This is a genomic window from Pedococcus dokdonensis (assembly GCF_900104525.1).
Lineage (GTDB): Bacteria > Actinomycetota > Actinomycetes > Actinomycetales > Dermatophilaceae > Pedococcus > Pedococcus dokdonensis.
This window is the reverse complement of the sequence record NZ_LT629711.1, coordinates 952,795-968,234: the sequence shown is the minus strand read 5'-3', so window position 1 is coordinate 968,234 and position 15,440 is coordinate 952,795. Positions and strand designations below refer to the sequence as shown.

14 protein-coding genes are annotated in these 15,440 nt (G+C 71.4%); 4 read left to right on the top strand and 10 right to left on the bottom strand.

Annotated elements, in window-relative coordinates; translation table 11 throughout:
* The first annotated feature begins 41 nt into the window (after positions 1-41).
* Genes BLQ34_RS04715 through BLQ34_RS04705 form a run of 3 tightly spaced genes read left to right on the top strand, consistent with a single transcriptional unit; the run spans position 42 to position 4,635 of the window.
* Complete coding sequence (locus BLQ34_RS04715; RefSeq protein WP_091782198.1) at positions 42-2,111, top strand: penicillin acylase family protein; 2,070 nt, start codon at positions 42-44, stop codon at positions 2,109-2,111.
* 5 nt (positions 2,112-2,116) lie between these two features.
* Positions 2,117-2,947 carry a peptidylprolyl isomerase gene (locus BLQ34_RS04710; RefSeq protein ID WP_091782195.1) on the top strand — a complete coding sequence of 277 codons (831 nt, stop codon included), beginning with the start codon at positions 2,117-2,119 and terminating at the stop codon, positions 2,945-2,947.
* 2 nt (positions 2,948-2,949) lie between these two features.
* Positions 2,950-4,635: a DUF349 domain-containing protein gene (locus tag BLQ34_RS04705; protein ID WP_091782192.1), complete on the top strand. Its 1,686-nt coding sequence runs from the start codon at positions 2,950-2,952 to the stop codon at positions 4,633-4,635.
* A gap of 27 nt (positions 4,636-4,662) precedes the next feature.
* Here BLQ34_RS04705 and BLQ34_RS04700 read toward each other — a convergent pair whose 3' ends face one another.
* The 10 genes from BLQ34_RS04700 to pdxT form a co-directional block, all read right to left on the bottom strand.
* Positions 4,663-6,972, bottom strand: coding sequence for a RelA/SpoT family protein (locus tag BLQ34_RS04700; protein WP_091782188.1), 2,310 nt, complete (start codon positions 6,970-6,972; stop codon positions 4,663-4,665).
* A gap of 9 nt (positions 6,973-6,981) precedes the next feature.
* The gene (locus tag BLQ34_RS04695; RefSeq protein WP_407946387.1) at positions 6,982-7,557 is read right to left on the bottom strand and encodes an adenine phosphoribosyltransferase; all 576 of its coding nucleotides are present in this window, start codon (positions 7,555-7,557) and stop codon (positions 6,982-6,984) included.
* An 11-nt stretch (positions 7,558-7,568) separates the two neighbouring features.
* Positions 7,569-8,735 (bottom strand): protein translocase subunit SecF, encoded by a 1,167-nt coding sequence (gene secF, locus BLQ34_RS04690; RefSeq protein ID WP_331712526.1) that lies wholly within the window; start codon positions 8,733-8,735, stop codon positions 7,569-7,571.
* A complete protein-coding gene (secD, locus tag BLQ34_RS04685) occupies positions 8,732-10,555 on the bottom strand; it encodes a protein translocase subunit SecD (RefSeq protein ID WP_091782185.1) in 1,824 nt (607 codons plus the stop codon). Before secD ends, secF begins: the two co-directional genes overlap by 4 nt.
* Positions 10,556-10,567: 12 nt before the next feature.
* The gene (yajC, locus tag BLQ34_RS04680) at positions 10,568-10,876 is read right to left on the bottom strand and encodes a preprotein translocase subunit YajC (protein ID WP_091782182.1); all 309 of its coding nucleotides are present in this window, start codon (positions 10,874-10,876) and stop codon (positions 10,568-10,570) included.
* Between the two features lie 217 nt (positions 10,877-11,093).
* Positions 11,094-12,197: a Holliday junction branch migration DNA helicase RuvB gene (ruvB, locus tag BLQ34_RS04675; protein ID WP_091782179.1), complete on the bottom strand. Its 1,104-nt coding sequence runs from the start codon at positions 12,195-12,197 to the stop codon at positions 11,094-11,096.
* 3 nt (positions 12,198-12,200) lie between these two features.
* On the bottom strand, positions 12,201-12,803 hold the full coding sequence (gene ruvA, locus BLQ34_RS04670; protein ID WP_091782161.1) for a Holliday junction branch migration protein RuvA: 603 nt from the start codon (positions 12,801-12,803) through the stop codon (positions 12,201-12,203).
* Positions 12,800-13,366, bottom strand: a complete 567-nt coding sequence (gene ruvC, locus BLQ34_RS04665; protein ID WP_091782158.1) for a crossover junction endodeoxyribonuclease RuvC — start codon at positions 13,364-13,366, stop codon at positions 12,800-12,802. Before ruvC ends, ruvA begins: the two co-directional genes overlap by 4 nt.
* A gap of 111 nt (positions 13,367-13,477) precedes the next feature.
* Complete coding sequence (locus BLQ34_RS04660) at positions 13,478-14,239, bottom strand: YebC/PmpR family DNA-binding transcriptional regulator (protein ID WP_091782155.1); 762 nt, start codon at positions 14,237-14,239, stop codon at positions 13,478-13,480.
* Positions 14,236-14,844 carry a pyridoxal 5'-phosphate synthase glutaminase subunit PdxT gene (pdxT, locus tag BLQ34_RS04655; protein ID WP_091782151.1) on the bottom strand — a complete coding sequence of 203 codons (609 nt, stop codon included), beginning with the start codon at positions 14,842-14,844 and terminating at the stop codon, positions 14,236-14,238. The genes BLQ34_RS04660 and pdxT overlap by 4 nt, the downstream gene beginning before the upstream one ends.
* 67 nt (positions 14,845-14,911) lie before the next feature.
* On the opposite strand from pdxT, the gene BLQ34_RS04650 reads away from it, so the two are divergent.
* Entirely contained in the window at positions 14,912-15,439 is a 528-nt protein-coding gene (locus tag BLQ34_RS04650; protein ID WP_231961444.1) for a GNAT family N-acetyltransferase, read from the top strand.
* Position 15,440 lies beyond the last annotated feature (1 nt).

Here is a 15,440-nt window from a genome sequence, read left to right as displayed (position 1 = left end):
TCCGCCCGTCGTGGCGTCGACGTCGGTTAGCGTCGGCTGCCATGAGCGAGAACGTCGTCCGTCGTGACCGCTGGGGTGTCCCGCAGCTCTGGGCTCCGGACGTGATCTCGCTCGCGTGGCTGCAGGGACAGACCTGTGCGATCGACCGGGCCTGGCAGCTCGAGGTGCAGCGCTGGCGGTCCGAGGGTCGCGTCTCCGAGGAGCTCGGCAGCACCTGGGTCGACTGGGACGTGTTCGCCCGCCGGGCCAGGATCATCGACACGGCTCGACGCTGCTTCGACCGGCTGGATGACGAGACCTCCGCATGGGTCGCCGCCTACGCCGAGGGCGTCAACGACGGTCTCGCCGAGGCCCGGGCGCGTCAGGTGGCCCCGGAGCTCGGCAACCTCACGCCCGGGCACTGGGAGCCGTGGAGCCCGATCGGGGTCCTGCTCACCCAGCACGTGCTCTTCGGCACCCTCGGCGACAAGCTCTGGCGCGACCGGGTCCGCCGCGAGGCACCGGCGGCGTGGGACCTGTTGTGCGGACCACGGCACCCCTCTGCCGCCGACTGGGACGGCATCGCCGCGAGTGGCAGCAACGCGTGGGCCGTCGCCCCGGACCGGTCGGCCACCGGGAGACCCTTCGTCGCGGGCGACCCGCACCGGTCGCTCGAGCTCCCCGGTGTCTACCAGCAGGTGCGCCTGGCCTGCCCCGAGTTCGACGTCGTCGGGATCGCCTTCGCTGGGGTGCCCGGGACCCCCCACTTCGCCCACGCCGGCACGGTGGCGTGGGGCATCACCAACGCCATGTCCGACTGCCACGACGTCTACGAGGAGGAGCTGCGCCGCACCTCCGACGGGGTCGAGTCACGCGAGCCGGACGGCTGGACCGCTGCCACGACCCACCACGAGGTCGTGCACGTCATCGACGGCGACCCGGTCGAGGTGGAGGTCGTCGAGACCGCGCGCGGGCCGGTGGTGGTCGGTGACGTGGACTCGGGTCGGACCCTGTCCGTGCGGATGGTCCCGCGTGTCGAGGGCGACGCCGGGCTGGCCACGGCGCTCGCGTTGCTGCGTTCGCGCACCGCCCAGGACGTGCGCGACGCGTGGCGCGGCTGGGTGGAGCCGGTCAACGCGGTCCTCGCCGCCGATCGCGACGGCACGGTCCTGGAGTTCACCGCGGGGCTGGTGCCCGACCGCGCTGCCGCCAACCGGGAGGGGCCGGTCCCCGGCTGGGACGCGGGGTATGCGTGGACCGGCTACCTTCCCCACGCCGAGTCCACCGTGACCGAGGTGGCCGTGCACGCGAACCACGCCACCCGGCATACCGCGCCCTTGGGTCGTGACTTCGCCAGTCCCGACCGCGCCCGTCGCATCGCCGAACTGCTCGGCGCCACTGACGCCCTCGACGCCGACGCCCTCCAGGCCATCCACACGGACACCTTCCACGCCCCCGCCGCCCGGATCCTGCCGCACCTCACCGGCCTGGCCGGCCTCAGCCCGGCCGCATCGTCCCTGCGGGACGCGCTGCTCGGGTGGGACTGCCGGATGGACGCCGACAGCCACCTGGCACACCGGTATGCCGTGCTGCGCGCCGCGCTCGTCGACTCCCTGTGTCGCGTGGCTGCGTTCGACGGGTTGTCGGCCCCCGCGGGCGTCCCGACGGTGTTCGCCCCCTGGATGTCGTTGGCGCTTCGGGTGGCGGTCCGGCTGGAGTCACTGCTCGCCGGGCCACCCGACGGTTTCGACCTCGAGGCGGAGCTGGTCGGCGCGCTCGAGGAGGCAGCGGCCGCGCCGGAGGCCGTGTGGGGCGAGCGGCACGTGCTCCGCCCCATCCGCGTGGGTCCGCCCGGTGAGGCGCCGCCTGCCGAGATCGGGGCGTCCGGCGACCGTGACTGCGTGCTGGCCACCTCGAGCCTGCCCGAGGCGGGCGATGCGTTCGTGCAGGCGCCGGCAGCCCGGTACGTCTGGGACCTCGCTGACCGCTCGCGGAGCCGGTGGGTGGTGCCGCACGGTGTCACCGGCTCCGTCGGGTCCGAGCACGCCGACGACCAGCAGCCCCTGTGGCTGCAGGGAGACCTGGCGGCCGTGCCCGACGACGACCTCACGCAAGGTCCCTGCCTAGACTGACGCGCGTGACCAGGGAACAGGAGCGCGCCAGGGAGCGCCGCCGTGCACAGAAGTTCGAAGCCAAGCAGGCCCTCAGGGAGCGCGAGGCCGCGCGCAACCGGCAGGTGGCCGTGGTCGTCGCCGCGGTGCTCGTCGTCGTCGCCGCGTTCGTCATCCTGACCACCCAGCTCGGCAAGGACGACAAGGCGACCCCCTCGGCCGAGCCGACCGGCTCGACCCAGACCACCGCGAGCGCGACCACCACTGCTGCCCCGGTCGCGGGCTGCACCGCCGCCCCTGCTCCCCCGACCTCGATCACCAAGGTCGCCAAGCCCGACAAGGCGACTGCCGCCGGCAAGACCTTCACCGCGGTCGTCACCACCAACTGCGGTGACATCACCATCCAGCTCGACGGGGCCAAGGCGCCGCAGACGGTCGCGTCGTTCGTCGCCCTGGCCAAGGCCAGCTACTTCGGCGACTCCCCCTGCCACCGCATCACCACCCAGGACCCGCTGTTCGTGCTCCAGTGCGGCGACCCGCTGGGCGGCAGTGGCACCGGTCCCGGCTACACCTACGGCATCGAGAACGCCCCCAAGGACGGCAAGTACCCCAAGGGGACGGTCGCCATGGCGCGGACGAACGACCCGAACTCCAACGCGGACCAGTTCTTCATCGTGTACAAGGACAGCGACCTCAGCAGCGTCCCCGAGGGGTACTCCATCTTCGGCACGGTGACCGGCGGTATGGATATTGTCGAGAAGATCGCCGCAGCAGGCGTGAGCGGAGGGGCCACCGACGGCGCCCCTGCAGCGCCCATCAGCATCCTCAAGGTTGCTGTGACCGAGAAGAAGGCCTGACCGTGACCGAGCAGACTCCCCCGGCCGAGAACACCGAGCCCGACGACAGCCAGGCCGAAACCCCCGACACCAGCACCTCAGAGCCCGCCGCCGAGGCGACGCCCGAACCGGCCGCCGAGACCGAGCCGCTGTCTTCGGAGCCTGCCGCCGAGGCGACGCCCGAACCGGCCGCCGAGACCGAGCCGGTGACCGCGGAGCCTGCCGCCGAGGCGACGCCCGAACCGGCCGCCGAGACCGAGCCCCTGGTCGCGGAGCCCGCCGCCGAGACGACGCCCGAGCCAGCCGCCGAGGCGACCCCCGCACCCGCGGCAGCCCCGGCCCCCAAGCCGGTCCCGCGCCCGGTGCCCAAGCCCGGCCCGGTGCCGACGCCCGCCGCGGTCCGCAAGGTCGCGCACCCCCAGCCCGCCGCGCTCACCGTGGCGGCCCCGCCCGGACCCCCGTCCGAGACCTTCGGCCGCGTCGCCGAGGACGGCACCGTCTTCGTCAGGACCGCCGACGGTGAGCGCGAGGTCGGCGCCTACCCCGGTGCCAGCGCCGACGAGGCACTGCACTACTTCGCCCGCAAGTTCGACGAGCTCTACGCGTCGGCCGACCTCCTGCACCAGCGACTCACCTCGACCGAGCTGTCCGCCAAGGACGCGACCGAAGGGCTCGCCAAGCTCCGGGAGCACTGCACCGACGCGAACGTCGTCGGCGACCTCGCCGGGCTCGACGCCAAGGTGGCCGAGATCGAGGGCCTGGTGAAGACCCGCAAGGAGTCCGAGGCAGCCGAGCGCAGCGCGGCCCGCGCCGCCGCCGCCGTCGAGCGCGAGGCGATCGTGGCCGAGGCCGAGAAGATCGCCGGTCAGCCCGAGAACAAGATCCAGTGGAAGAGCAGCGGCGCGCGGATGCGTGAGCTGCTCGACGAGTGGAAGAAGCACCAGCGCGGTGGGGCGCGGCTCGACCGTGAGACCGAGGGCGCGCTCTGGCAGCGGTTCAGCCAGGCCCGCAACTCGTTCGACAAGGCTCGCCGGGTGCACTTCGCACAGCTCGAAGGCACCCAGGCCGAGGCCAAGGCCGCCAAGCAGGAGCTCGTCAAGGAGGCCGAGGCGCTGGCCACCAGCACCGACTGGGGTCAGACGGCCGGGGCGTTCAAGCGGCTGATGGACCGCTGGCGCCAGGCCGGCCGGGCCTCCCGGTCCGACGACGACGCGCTGTGGGAGCGGTTCAAGGCCGCCCAGGACGCGTTCTTCTCGGCCAAGGACGAGGTCTCGGCCAAGGAGGACGAGGAGTTCCGCGGCAACCTCGCCGTCAAGGAGGAGCTGCTCAAGGAGGCGCAGTCCATCCTGCCCGTCACCGACCTCGAGGCAGCCAAGTCAGCGCTGCGCACCCTGCAGGACAAGTGGGATGCGGCCGGCAAGGTGCCGCGCGGCGACGTGGACCGGATGGAGAAGGGGATGCGCCGGATCGAGCAGGCCGTCCGCGACGCCGACGACCAGCGCTGGAAGCAGTCCAACCCCGAGGTGGCAGCCCGAGCCCAGAGCATGGTCGACCAGCTGGAGGCTTCCGTCTCCAGCCTGCGCGACGACCTCGCCAAGGCCCAGGCCTCCGGCAACGACCGCAAGGTGAAGGATGCCCAGGCCAAGCTGGACGCCCAGGAGCAGTGGCTCGCCCAGGCCCGCGGCAACCTCGACGAGTTCAGCGGCTGACCCACGCGGGCAACCAAGTCACGCGGGTCAGGCCTTCGCGGCGGTGGCCTTCGTGCCGGTGATCCGGTAGACGTCGAACACGCCGTCGATCTTGCGGACCGCCTTCATCACGTGCTCCAGGTGGCTGGGATCACCCATCTCGAAGGTGAACTTGCTGATCGCGACCCGGTCGCGCGACGTCTGCACGGACGCCGACAGGATGTTGACGTGTTGGTCGGACAGCACGCGCGTGACGTCGGACAGGAGCCGGTTGCGGTCGAGCGCCTCCACCTGGAGCTGGACGAGGAAGACCGAGGCAGACGATGGCGCCCACTCGACCTCGATCATCCGATCTGGCTGGGAGAGTAGTGATTCGGCGTTCGTGCAGTCGGTGCGGTGGACCGAGACCCCGCTGCCGCGCGTGATGAAGCCCATGATGGGGTCGCCCGGCACCGGCGTGCAGCAGCGGGCCAGCTTGACCCACACGTCGGCGGTGCCGACCACGACGACGCCCGGGTCGCCCGAACGCCGGCGCATGGAGCGGGTCGGGGTGGTCGCCTCGGCAAGGTCCTCGGACGCGCCCTCCTCGCCACCGAGCGAGACCACGAGCCGGCCCACGACGTGCTGGGCGGAGACGTGCCCCTCGCCCACCGCGGCATACAGGGCGTCGATGTCCTGGTAACGCAGCTCGGAGGCGAGACCGGTCAGGGTCTCGACCGTGAGCAGTCGCTGCAGCGGCAGCCCTTCCTTGCGCATCGCGCGGGCGATCGCGTCCTTGCCGTTCTCGATCGCCTCCTCGCGGCGCTCCTTCGAGAACCACTGCTTGATCTTGTTGCGGGCCCGCGGTGACTTCACGAAGGTGAGCCAGTCCCGCGACGGTCCGGCACCGTCGGCCTTGGAGGTCAGCACCTCGACGACGTCACCGTTCTCGAGGGTGGACTCGAGCGGGACGAGCCGCCCGTTGACCCGTCCGCCGATGCAGTGGTGACCCACCTCGGTGTGCACCGCATAGGCGAAGTCGACCGGTGTCGCCCCGGCCGGCAGCGCCACCACCTCGCCCTTGGGAGTGAAGACGTAGACCTCCCGGGCGTTGATCTCGAAACGCAGCGAGTCGAGGAACTCCCCCGGGTCGGCGGTCTCCTTCTGCCAGTCGAGCAGCTGGCGCAGCCACGCCATGTCGTTGATCGGACCGGTCTCGCCGTCCTTGGCGCCCGCCGCCGGAGCGGTGCCGTCCTCCTTGTACTTCCAGTGCGCGGCCACGCCGTACTCGGCGCGACGGTGCATGGTGTGCGTGCGGATCTGGATCTCGACGGCCTTGCCCTCGGGACCGATCACGGTGGTGTGCAAGGACTGGTACATGTTGAACTTCGGCATCGCGATGTAGTCCTTGAACCGCCCGGGCAGGGGGTTCCACCGCGCATGCAGGGCGCCGAGCGCCGCGTAACAGTCGCGCACCGAGTCGACCAGCACCCGCACTGCGACGAGGTCGTAGATGTCCTCGAAGTCGCGACCGCGGACGATCATCTTCTGGTAGACGGAGTAGTAGTGCTTCGGCCGACCCGTGACGGTGGCCTTGATCTTGGCGCCCTTGAGGTCCTCGCTGACCTGCTCGCGCACTCCGGAGAGGAACTCCTCGCGAGCGGGGGCGCGCTCCGCCACGAGCCGCACGATCTCGTCGTAGACCTTGGGGTAGAGCGTCGCGAACGACAGGTCCTCGAGCTCCCACTTGATGGTGTTCATGCCGAGCCGATGCGCCAGCGGGGCATAGATCTCGAGCGTCTCGCGGGCCTTGCGCTGCGCCGACTCGACCGACACGTAGCGCCAGGTGCGCGCGTTGTGCAGGCGGTCGGCGAGCTTGATGACGAGCACGCGGATGTCGCGGGCCATCGCCACGACCATCTTGCGTACCGTCTCGGCCTGGGCGGCGTCGCCGTAGGTCACCTTGTCGAGCTTGGTCACGCCGTCGACCAGCATCGCGACCTCGCGCCCGAAGTCCTTCTCCAGCTGCGTGAGGCTGTATGCGGTGTCCTCCACCGTGTCGTGCAGGAGCGCGGCCGCGAGGGTGGCCGGCGTCATGCCGAGCTCGGCGAGGATCGTCGTCACCGCGAGCGGGTGGGTGATGTAGGCGTCGCCGGACTTGCGCTTCTGCCCGCGGTGGGCCTCCTCGGCCACGACATAAGCGCGCTCGATGACGGTGAGGTCGGCCTTGGGGTGGGTGGCCCGCACGGTCTGCAGCAGCGGCTCCAGCACCGGATTGGTCGGGCCCCCACGACTGCCGAAGCGGGCCAGCCGGGCCCGGACCCGGTTGGCCGAGGACGCGCCGGTGGGCACCGGCCCGGTGACGACGTCCTCAGTCATGTCACGAGCCTACGGGACCACCACGGTCGAGTGGACCTCGCGTCCGGCCAGCCGCTCGCGACCCGGCAGGAAGGCAAGCTCGACCAGCGTCTCGAACGCGACGACCTCGGCGCCGGCCTGCTCGAGCAGCTCGCAGGCGGCAGCGGCCGTGCCGCCGGTGGCCAGCACGTCGTCGACGAGCAGGACCCGCTCGCCGCCCACGAAAGCGTCCTCGTGGATCTCGACGGTGGCCGAGCCGTACTCGAGGTCGTAGGTCAGCCCCAGCACCGCACCGGGCAGCTTGCCGGCCTTGCGGACCGGGACGAACCCGACGCCGAGCTCGTGCGCCAGCGCGGCCCCGAGGATGAAGCCGCGGGCCTCGATGCCCACGACGAGGTCGATGCTCCCGCGGCGGCGTTCCGCCAGGTCGCGGATGACGTCGCCGAACAGCTGGCCGTCGGCGAGCACCGGGGTGACGTCCTTGAACAGGATCCCCGGGCTCGGGAAGTCCTGGACGTCCCGCAGGGCCGCGTCGACACGCTCCGACAGCGAGCTGCTCACCGACATGCTGCTCACCGACGTGCTGCTCACCGACGTGCTGCTCACCGACGGGTCGTTCATCGACGTGACTTCGGCGGGCGCTTGGGCTGGTTGCGCGGACCGCTCGTCGCGTACTTGTGCGTCTCGCGCACGCCACCGGTGCGAGCCGCGGCGGCCGGGACCGGCTCGCGGCCCTCGGCCAGCTCCTCGGCGTCGGGCGCGTGCTCCACCGGAGCAGCGTCCGAGGACGAGACCACGCCGCCGTGGCGGGCCTGGTAGCGGGTCGCCTTCTTGTCGAGGTCGACGATCGCCGGCTCCTTCATGCGCAGGTGCACGAGCAGCGGGGTGGCGATGAAGATCGACGAGTAGGCGCCGACGGCGATACCGACGAACAGCGCCAGGGCCAGGTCGAGCAGCGTGCCCGGGCCGAGGAACAGGAAGCCGATGACGAGGATCGACGCGATCGGCAGCAGCGCCACGATCGTCGTGTTGATCGAGCGCACCAGGGTCTGGTTGACGGCGAGGTTCGCGGCCTGCTGGTAGGTCATCCGGCCGTTCCCGAGGGCCTCGGTGGTGTTCTCGCGGACCTTGTCGAAGACGACGACGGTGTCGTAGAGCGAGTAGCCGAGGATGGTGAGGAAGCCGATCATCGTGGCCGGCGAGACCTCGAAGCCGGCCAGCGCATAGATGCCCACGGTGATGAAGAGGTCGTGCAGCAGCGCCGCGAGGCCCGCGACGGCCATCTTCCAGGTGCGGAAGTAGAGCGCCATCACGATCGAGACGAGCGCCAGGAAGACGGCCAGGGCCTGCAGCGCCTTCTGGCTGACCGAGGCGCCCCACGACGGGCCGACGAACGAGGCGGACACATCGTTGGCGTCGGTCTTGAACTCGTCAGCCAGGGCGGCCTGGACCGCGCGGATCCCCGACTCGTCGAGTTTCTCGGTCTGGACGCGGATCGTGCCGGAGCCGATCTTGGTGACCTCGGCGGCGCCGGCGTTCGGCACCGTGCCGACGGCGTCCTTGGCGCGCGCCTCGTAGTCCTGGCTGGCGGCCACCTTGGAGATCCGGAACTCCGAGCCGCCGCGGAACTCGAGGCTGAGGTTGAGCCCGTGCCAGACCAGACCGATCAGCGCGATCAGGACGAAGACCCCCGAGAGGGCGTACCAGCGCCTGTGGCGACCGACGAAGTCGATCGACCGCTTGCCCGTGTAGAGGTCGTTGCCCAGTGCGGCGAAGTTGATCACAGCGCGCTCCCGTCGCTCGCGGTCCGTGCGGTGGTGGGCATCGCGACCCGTCCGCGCCCGGCATACCGGGGCTTCTGGGCCTTGGCACCCAGCCGCTCGGGGTCGAGCCCCGACCAGCGGTGACCGCCACCGAAGAACTTGGTGCTCGCCAGCAGGGCGACGAGCGGGTGGGTGAACATCACGACGATGAGCAGGTCGATCAGGGTCGTGAGGCCGAGCGTGAAGGCGAACCCGCGCACGTTGGACGAGGCCAGCAGGTAGAGCACGAACGCGGCGAGGAAGTTCACGCCGTCGGCGGCCAGGATGGTGCGCCGGGCGCGACGCCAGCCCGTGTCGACCGCCGCACGCAGCGGCCGGCCCTCGCGGACCTCGTCACGGATGCGTTCGAAGTAGACGATGAAGGAGTCGGCGGTGACACCGATGGCCACGATCAGGCCGGTCACGCCCGCCATGTCGAGCCGGAAGTTGTGCGACCACCCGAGCAGGGCGATCGCCACGTACGTCAACAGCGAGGCGATCACGATCGAGAGGACGGTGACCAGGCCGAGGGCGCGGTACTGCGCCAGTGAGTAGCCGAAGACCAGGATGAAGCCGATGATGCCGGCCACCAGACCCATCTGGAGCTGCTCGCTGCCGAGCGTCGGGCTGATCTGGTCACGGGTCTGCAGCGTGAACGACAGCGGCAGCGCGCCGAACTTCAGCTGGCTGGCGAGGTCACGAGCCTCCTGGATGGTGAAGGAGCCGGTGATGCTGGCCCGTCCGTCGAGGATCGCGGCCTCGAAGTAGGGCGCCACGATGACCCGGGAGTCGAGGGTGGCGGCCATCTCGTTGCGCGGCGACTCCAGCGACACCATGCGCCGGCTGGCCTCGCCGTAGGCCTTGGTGCCCTCGGACTTGAAGGTCAGCGAGATCTCGACGGTGCTCGACGGCTGGCCGTTGGAGAGGGGCCGGTAGCCCGCGGCAGCGTCCTTGATCTGGGTGCCGTCCACGACGACCGGGCCGAGCACGTACTTGGTCGCGCCGTCGTCGCTGCAGGTCACCAGCGGCTTCTTGGGGTCGTCGACGATCGTGTCGGTGACACCGGGGACCGAGCAGTCGAGCGCCTCGAAAGCCTTGGAGACGTCGTCGGTGATCCAGGCCAGGTCGCTGGAGTCGGTCGGCTTGGCCGAGCTCGTCGTCGCGGTGCCGCTGGGGGTGGTCGTCGCCGTCCCGCTCGGGGTCGGCTCGGTGGTGCTCTTGACGAAGGCGCCGGGCAGTCCGGAGCCCGCGGTCGTGGCGCTGCCGGTGGCCTTGGGGGCCGTGCCCGTCGCGGTGCCCGTTGCCGTGCCCGTCGCCGTGCCCGTCGCCGTGCCCGTCGCGGTGCCCGTCGCGGTGCCCGTGGCGGTGCCGGTGGAGGTCCCGGTCGGCACGGGCTGGTTGGTGCCGGCCGACTGCGCGAGGACGGGACGGAAGCGCATCTGCGACGACTTGCGGATCGAGTCCTCGATGGTCTTGTCGAGGCTCTTGCCCGGGACGCTGACGACGATGTCCTCGCCGTTGCGGGTGGTCACCTCGGCGCCGGCGACACCGTTGGCGTCGACGCGCTGGACGATGATGTCGCGGGCCTGGGTGAGCTGCTCGTTGGTCGGCTTCGAAGCGCCGGCCAGCACCGGCTTGAGCACCAGCTGGGTGCCGCCGTCGAGGTCGAGACCCAGCTTGGGCGACCACTGGGCGGTGCCCCAGGTGGTGACCGCGAACAGCAGGCCGTAGAGCGCCAGGGTGGTGGCCGCCAGCGCTGCGAGGACCTTCAGCGGCTTGCGGTTGTACGGGTTGATTGCCACGTGCAGGGACCTCTACTCGGTGGTGCCGGGATTGGCGGGTTCGACCGGGCCGGAGGGCGCCGTCTTGGTGCCGATGGCGCGCCGGTCGAAGCGGACGGTGACCCCGGGGCTGATCTCCAGGGTGACGACGGCGTCGTCGAGGGACTGCACGGTGCCGAACAGGCCCGAGGTCGTGCAGACCTCGTCACCGACCGCCAGCCCCGCCTGCAGCGTCTGGGCGTCCCGCTGGCGGCGCCGCTGGCTGAACACCATGAAGACGATCAGCAGCACGGGCAGCGCGAAGATCAGCAGGCTGGCAACGGGCGAGCCGCCATTCGACATGGAGCAGTCCCTTTCCGGTGGCTGGTGGTGCGGCGCCTCGGAGTCGGGCACGCGCAAGTCCCCGGCTCCAGCCGGGGGACCGCCCGAGTGTAGGTGACGCACGGCATACCGACCAACGTGCCCCACCGAGGCTGCGTTCCAATTGTGACCTTTGGGCGCACCGAAGAATGTCGCCCTGACCGCTCCCACGGGTATGCCGTGACGGCACCCGTGCAGGTCAGCCGCCGAAGCGTCCTTCGCCGGTGTCGAGCGGCAGGCTGGGCTGGGCGGCATGACCCGCCGGCGGGGCCAGGCCGAGGTGCGACCACGCCAGGGCGGTGGCGGCGCGACCCCGCGGTGTGCGCGTGATGAACCCCTCGCGCACGAGGAACGGCTCGGCGACGGTCTCGACGGTGTCGGCCTCCTCCCCCACGGCGACGGCGAGGGTCGAGAGCCCGACGGGCCCACCGCCGAACCGTCGGCAGAGCGAGTCGAGCACGGCCCGGTCGAGCCGGTCGAGGCCACGGTCGTCGACGTCGAACAGCGCCAGGGCCGCGTGTGCGGCCTCCTCGTCGACGACCTGGCGGCCGTGCACCTGCGCCCAGTCGCGCACGCGGCGCAGCAGGCGGTTGGCGATGCGGGGTGTGCCGCGCGACCGGCGAGCGATCTCGGCGATGCCTTCGGTGTCGGCCTGCACGTCGAGCAGGCGGGCCGAGCGCTCGAGGATGACGACCAGGTCGTCGGCGGCGTAGAAGTCGAGGTGGCCGGTGAACCCGAACCGGTCGCGCAGCGGCGCGGGCAGCAGGCCCGCGCGGGTGGTGGCGCCGACCACGGTGAAGGCCGGCAGCTCCAGCGGGATGGCCGTCGCGCCCGGGCCCTTGCCGACGATCACGTCGACCCGGAAGTCCTCCATCGCGAGGTAGAGCATCTCCTCGGCCGACCGCGACATCCGGTGGATCTCGTCGAGGAACAGCACTTCGCCCTCCATCAGCGAGGACAGCACCGCGGCCAGGTCGCCGGCGTGCTGGATCGCCGGACCACTGGTGATCCGGATCGGCCGCTCCAGCTCGGTGCCGATCAGCATGGCGAGGGTGGTCTTGCCGAGGCCGGGTGGTCCCGAGAGCAACACGTGGTCGGGCGGGGTGCCGCGGCGACGGGCCGCCTCGAGCACCAGCGAGAGCTGGTCACGGACGCGCGCCTGCCCGGTGAACTCACTGAGCCGCCGAGGGCGCAGCGCGGCCTCGACGGTGCGCTCGTCGGCGTCGCTGCCCGAGTCGACCACCCGTGCGGTGGCGTCGAACGAGGAGTCCTCGAACATCTCGGAGGAGAAGCCGTCGGCCATGGCCTAGCGACCCAGCTCGCGCAGCGCGGCGCGCAGCATGGCGGACACGTCGGCGTCGGTCGGCGCGGACTCGGCAGCCTTGCCCACGGCGTCCTCGGCCTGCTTGGCGGAGTAGCCGAGCCCGACCAGGGCCTCGGACACCTGGTCGCGCCACGCCGGCGCCGCGGTCGCCGGGGCTGTCGTCGACCCGGCTGCGGCGCCGGACGGCAGGCCCAGCTTGTCGCGCAGCTCCAGGACGATTCGCTCGGCACCCTTCCTGCCGATGCCGGGCACCTTGGTGAGCGTGGCCAGGTCGGAGCTGGTCACCGCGGCTCGGAGGCGGTCGGGCGCGAGCACCGACAACATGGCCAGCGCGATGCGCGGACCGACACCGGAGACCGTCTGCACCTGCTCGAAGATGTCGCGCTCGTCGTCGGAGCCGAAGGCGTAGAGGGTCAGCGAGTCCTCGCGCACGACGAGGGTGGTCGCGAGCGCCGTCTCCTGCCCGAGGTGGAGGGACGAGGCCGTCGCGGGCGTGGTGTGCAGCAGCATCCCGACTCCCCCGACCTCGACGACGACACGGTCGAGCCCGACGTGGCGCACGGCGCCACGGACCGAGGCGATCACCGGGCCACCGCGGCTCGGGTCGTCGAGGGTCCGGGGACCGAGCGCAGCCGGGCCTGCTCGGCGCGGGCGGCGTCCTGGAGCCGACCTGCGGCAGTGCCCTGCCACAGGTGGCAGATCGCGATGGCGAGGGCGTCGGCGGCGTCAGCCGGCTTGGGTGCTGACTCCATCCGCAGGATGCGGGTCACCATGGTCGTCACCTGCGCCTTGTCGGCGCGGCCGGAACCGGTCACCGCGGCCTTCACCGAGGTGGGGGTGTGCAGCTCGACGGGCAGGCCGCGCCGGGCGGCGGCCAGCAGCGGGATGGCCGAGGCCTGCATGGTGTGCATGACGCTCGCGACGTTGACGTCGGCGAAGACCTGCTCCACCGCGATCGCGTCGGGCTGGAACCGGTCGAGCCACGTGTCGAGCTCGGTCTGCAGGTGGAGCAGCCGCTCGGCGGTGGGCTCGGTCGACGGCGAACGCACGACACCGACGGCCACGAGCCGGACCTGTCGGCCCCGCCCTCCCTCGACCACCCCGATGCCGCACCGGGTCAGGCCGGGATCGACCCCGAGTACGCGCACGTCAGGAGCTCCTCACATCCACTGGGCGGTTCGGACCACCGAAGCACGTCCGAACACATGTTCGGTCAAACGCTACACACCGGTCCGCGCCCGTGAGCGGAGCAACACGCTCTACTCGTCGTCGTCCTCGATCTCGGCCAGCACCTCGTCGCTGATGTCCCCGTTGGCGAAGACGTCCTGCACGTCGTCGGAGTCCTCGAGCGCCTCTATGACCCGGATCATCTTGCGGGCACCGTCGGCGTCGAGCGGCACCTTGAGGTTCGGGACCCAGGACGCCTCGGCCGAGTCGTAGTCGATGCCCGCGTCCTGGACGGCCTTGCGGACCGCGACGAAGTCGGTGGCCTCGGAGATGATCTCGAAGGCGTCGCCGAGGTCGTTGACCTCGTCGGCGCCGGCCTCCAGCACCACCTCGAGGATGTCGTCCTCGGTCTTGTCGCCCTTGGGCACGACCACGACGCCCTTGCGGTCGAAGACGTAGGCGACCGAGCCGGGGTCGGCGAGCTGGCCGCCGTTGCGGGTCAGCGCGGTGCGCACCTCGGCGGCCGCGCGGTTGCGGTTGTCGGTGAGGCACTCGATGAGGACGGCGACGCCACCGGGCGCGTAGCCCTCGTAGGTGATGGTCTCCCAGTCGGCACCGCCGGCGGTCGCACCGGACCCGCGCTTGACGGCGTTGTCGATGTTGCTGTTGGGGACCGACGTCTTCTTGGCCTTCTGGATGGCGTCGTAGAGCGTGGGGTTGCCCGTCGGGTCACCGCCGCCGGTGCGGGCGGCGACCTCGATGTTCTTGATCAGCTTGGCGAAGAGCTTGCCGCGCTTGGCGTCGATGGCAGCCTTCTTGTGCTTGGTGGTAGCCCATTTGCTGTGGCCGCTCATGCCTTGCCTCTCACGATCTCGACGAACAACTGGTGGAACCGGTGGTCACCGGTCACTTCCGGGTGGAAGGAGGTGGCCATCAAGGGTCCCTGACGAACGGCGACGATCCTACCTGCGGCGGGGCCGTCCTCGACGCGGGCCAGCACCTCGACGCCCTCCCCCACCTCCTCGACCCACGGCGCCCGGATGAAGACGGCGCGCATGGGGGCGCCGCCGATGGCGCGGATGTGCAGGTCCTCCTCGAACGAGTCCACCTGCCTCCCGAAGGCGTTGCGCCGCACCGTGATGTCGAGTCCACCGAGGGTCTGCTGGTCGGGGCGTGCGTCGGCGATCCGGTCGGCGAGCATGATCATGCCGGCGCAGGAGCCGTATGCCGGCATGCCGGCTCCCAGCCTCGCGCGCAGTGGGTCGCGCAGCTCGAAGGCGCGGACGAGCTTGTCCATCGTGGTCGACTCGCCGCCCGGGATGATGAGGGCGTCGACGCCGTCCAGCTCGGTCGTGCGGCGCACGGTGGTGGCTCGCGCGCCCGCCTGCTCCACGGCATACAGGTGCTCACGCACGTCGCCCTGGACGGCGAGCACCCCGATGGTGGGCTGGTCTGTCACGCCCGGAATGCTACGACCGGCCGGACCCCTGTCCCGCGCCGCCCTGCCCCCGACCTACAGTGGCGCCATGACGGGCGTCGTGGACGAGGTGCTGGTGCGCGAGCGCACCGGTGCCGACATCGCGGGCCTGGCAGCGGTGCTCGCAGCCCAGCAACCACACTCGGGCTACCCGCAGAACTGGCCGCTCCCCTACCCGGTCGAGAGGTTCATCGCACGCGCCGACGAGGACGCGGCCTGGGTCGCCGAGCTGGGCGGACGGGTCGTCGGACACGTCGCCGTGTCGCGGGTCGAGCCCGGCCTGGAGGCAGACCTCTGGACCGTCGGCGCGAACCGGCCCCGCGAGGAGCTCGCGGCGGTCTCCGTCCTGTTCGTCGACCACACCGCGGTCGGGCGGGGTGTCGGCAAGGCCCTCCTGGCCACGGCCGTGGACGCGATCCGCGCCTCCGGCCGCCTGCCGGTGCTCGACGTCGTGCAGGAGACCCCCTCGGCCGTCGAGCTCTACCGGCGGACCGGGTGGCAGGTGGTCGGCGAGGGTCGCCCCTGGTGGCTCCCCGACGACCACCTGCCGGTGCTCTTCATGGTCCTGCCTGACTGAA

Excerpts from the sequence above, each read along its gene's own strand:
- BLQ34_RS04715 (WP_091782198.1), top strand. The coding sequence starts at position 42 with ATGAGCGAGAACGTCGTCCGTCGTGACCGCTGGGGTGTCCCGCAGCTC.
- BLQ34_RS04700 (WP_091782188.1), bottom strand. The coding sequence starts at position 6,972 with ATGACTGAGGACGTCGTCACCGGGCCGGTGCCCACCGGCGCGTCCTCG.
- yajC (WP_091782182.1), bottom strand. The coding sequence starts at position 10,876 with ATGTCGAATGGCGGCTCGCCCGTTGCCAGCCTGCTGATCTTCGCGCTG.
- ruvB (WP_091782179.1), bottom strand. The coding sequence starts at position 12,197 with ATGGCCGACGGCTTCTCCTCCGAGATGTTCGAGGACTCCTCGTTCGAC.
- BLQ34_RS04660 (WP_091782155.1), bottom strand. The coding sequence starts at position 14,239 with ATGAGCGGCCACAGCAAATGGGCTACCACCAAGCACAAGAAGGCTGCC.
- BLQ34_RS04650 (WP_231961444.1), top strand. The coding sequence starts at position 14,912 with ATGACGGGCGTCGTGGACGAGGTGCTGGTGCGCGAGCGCACCGGTGCC.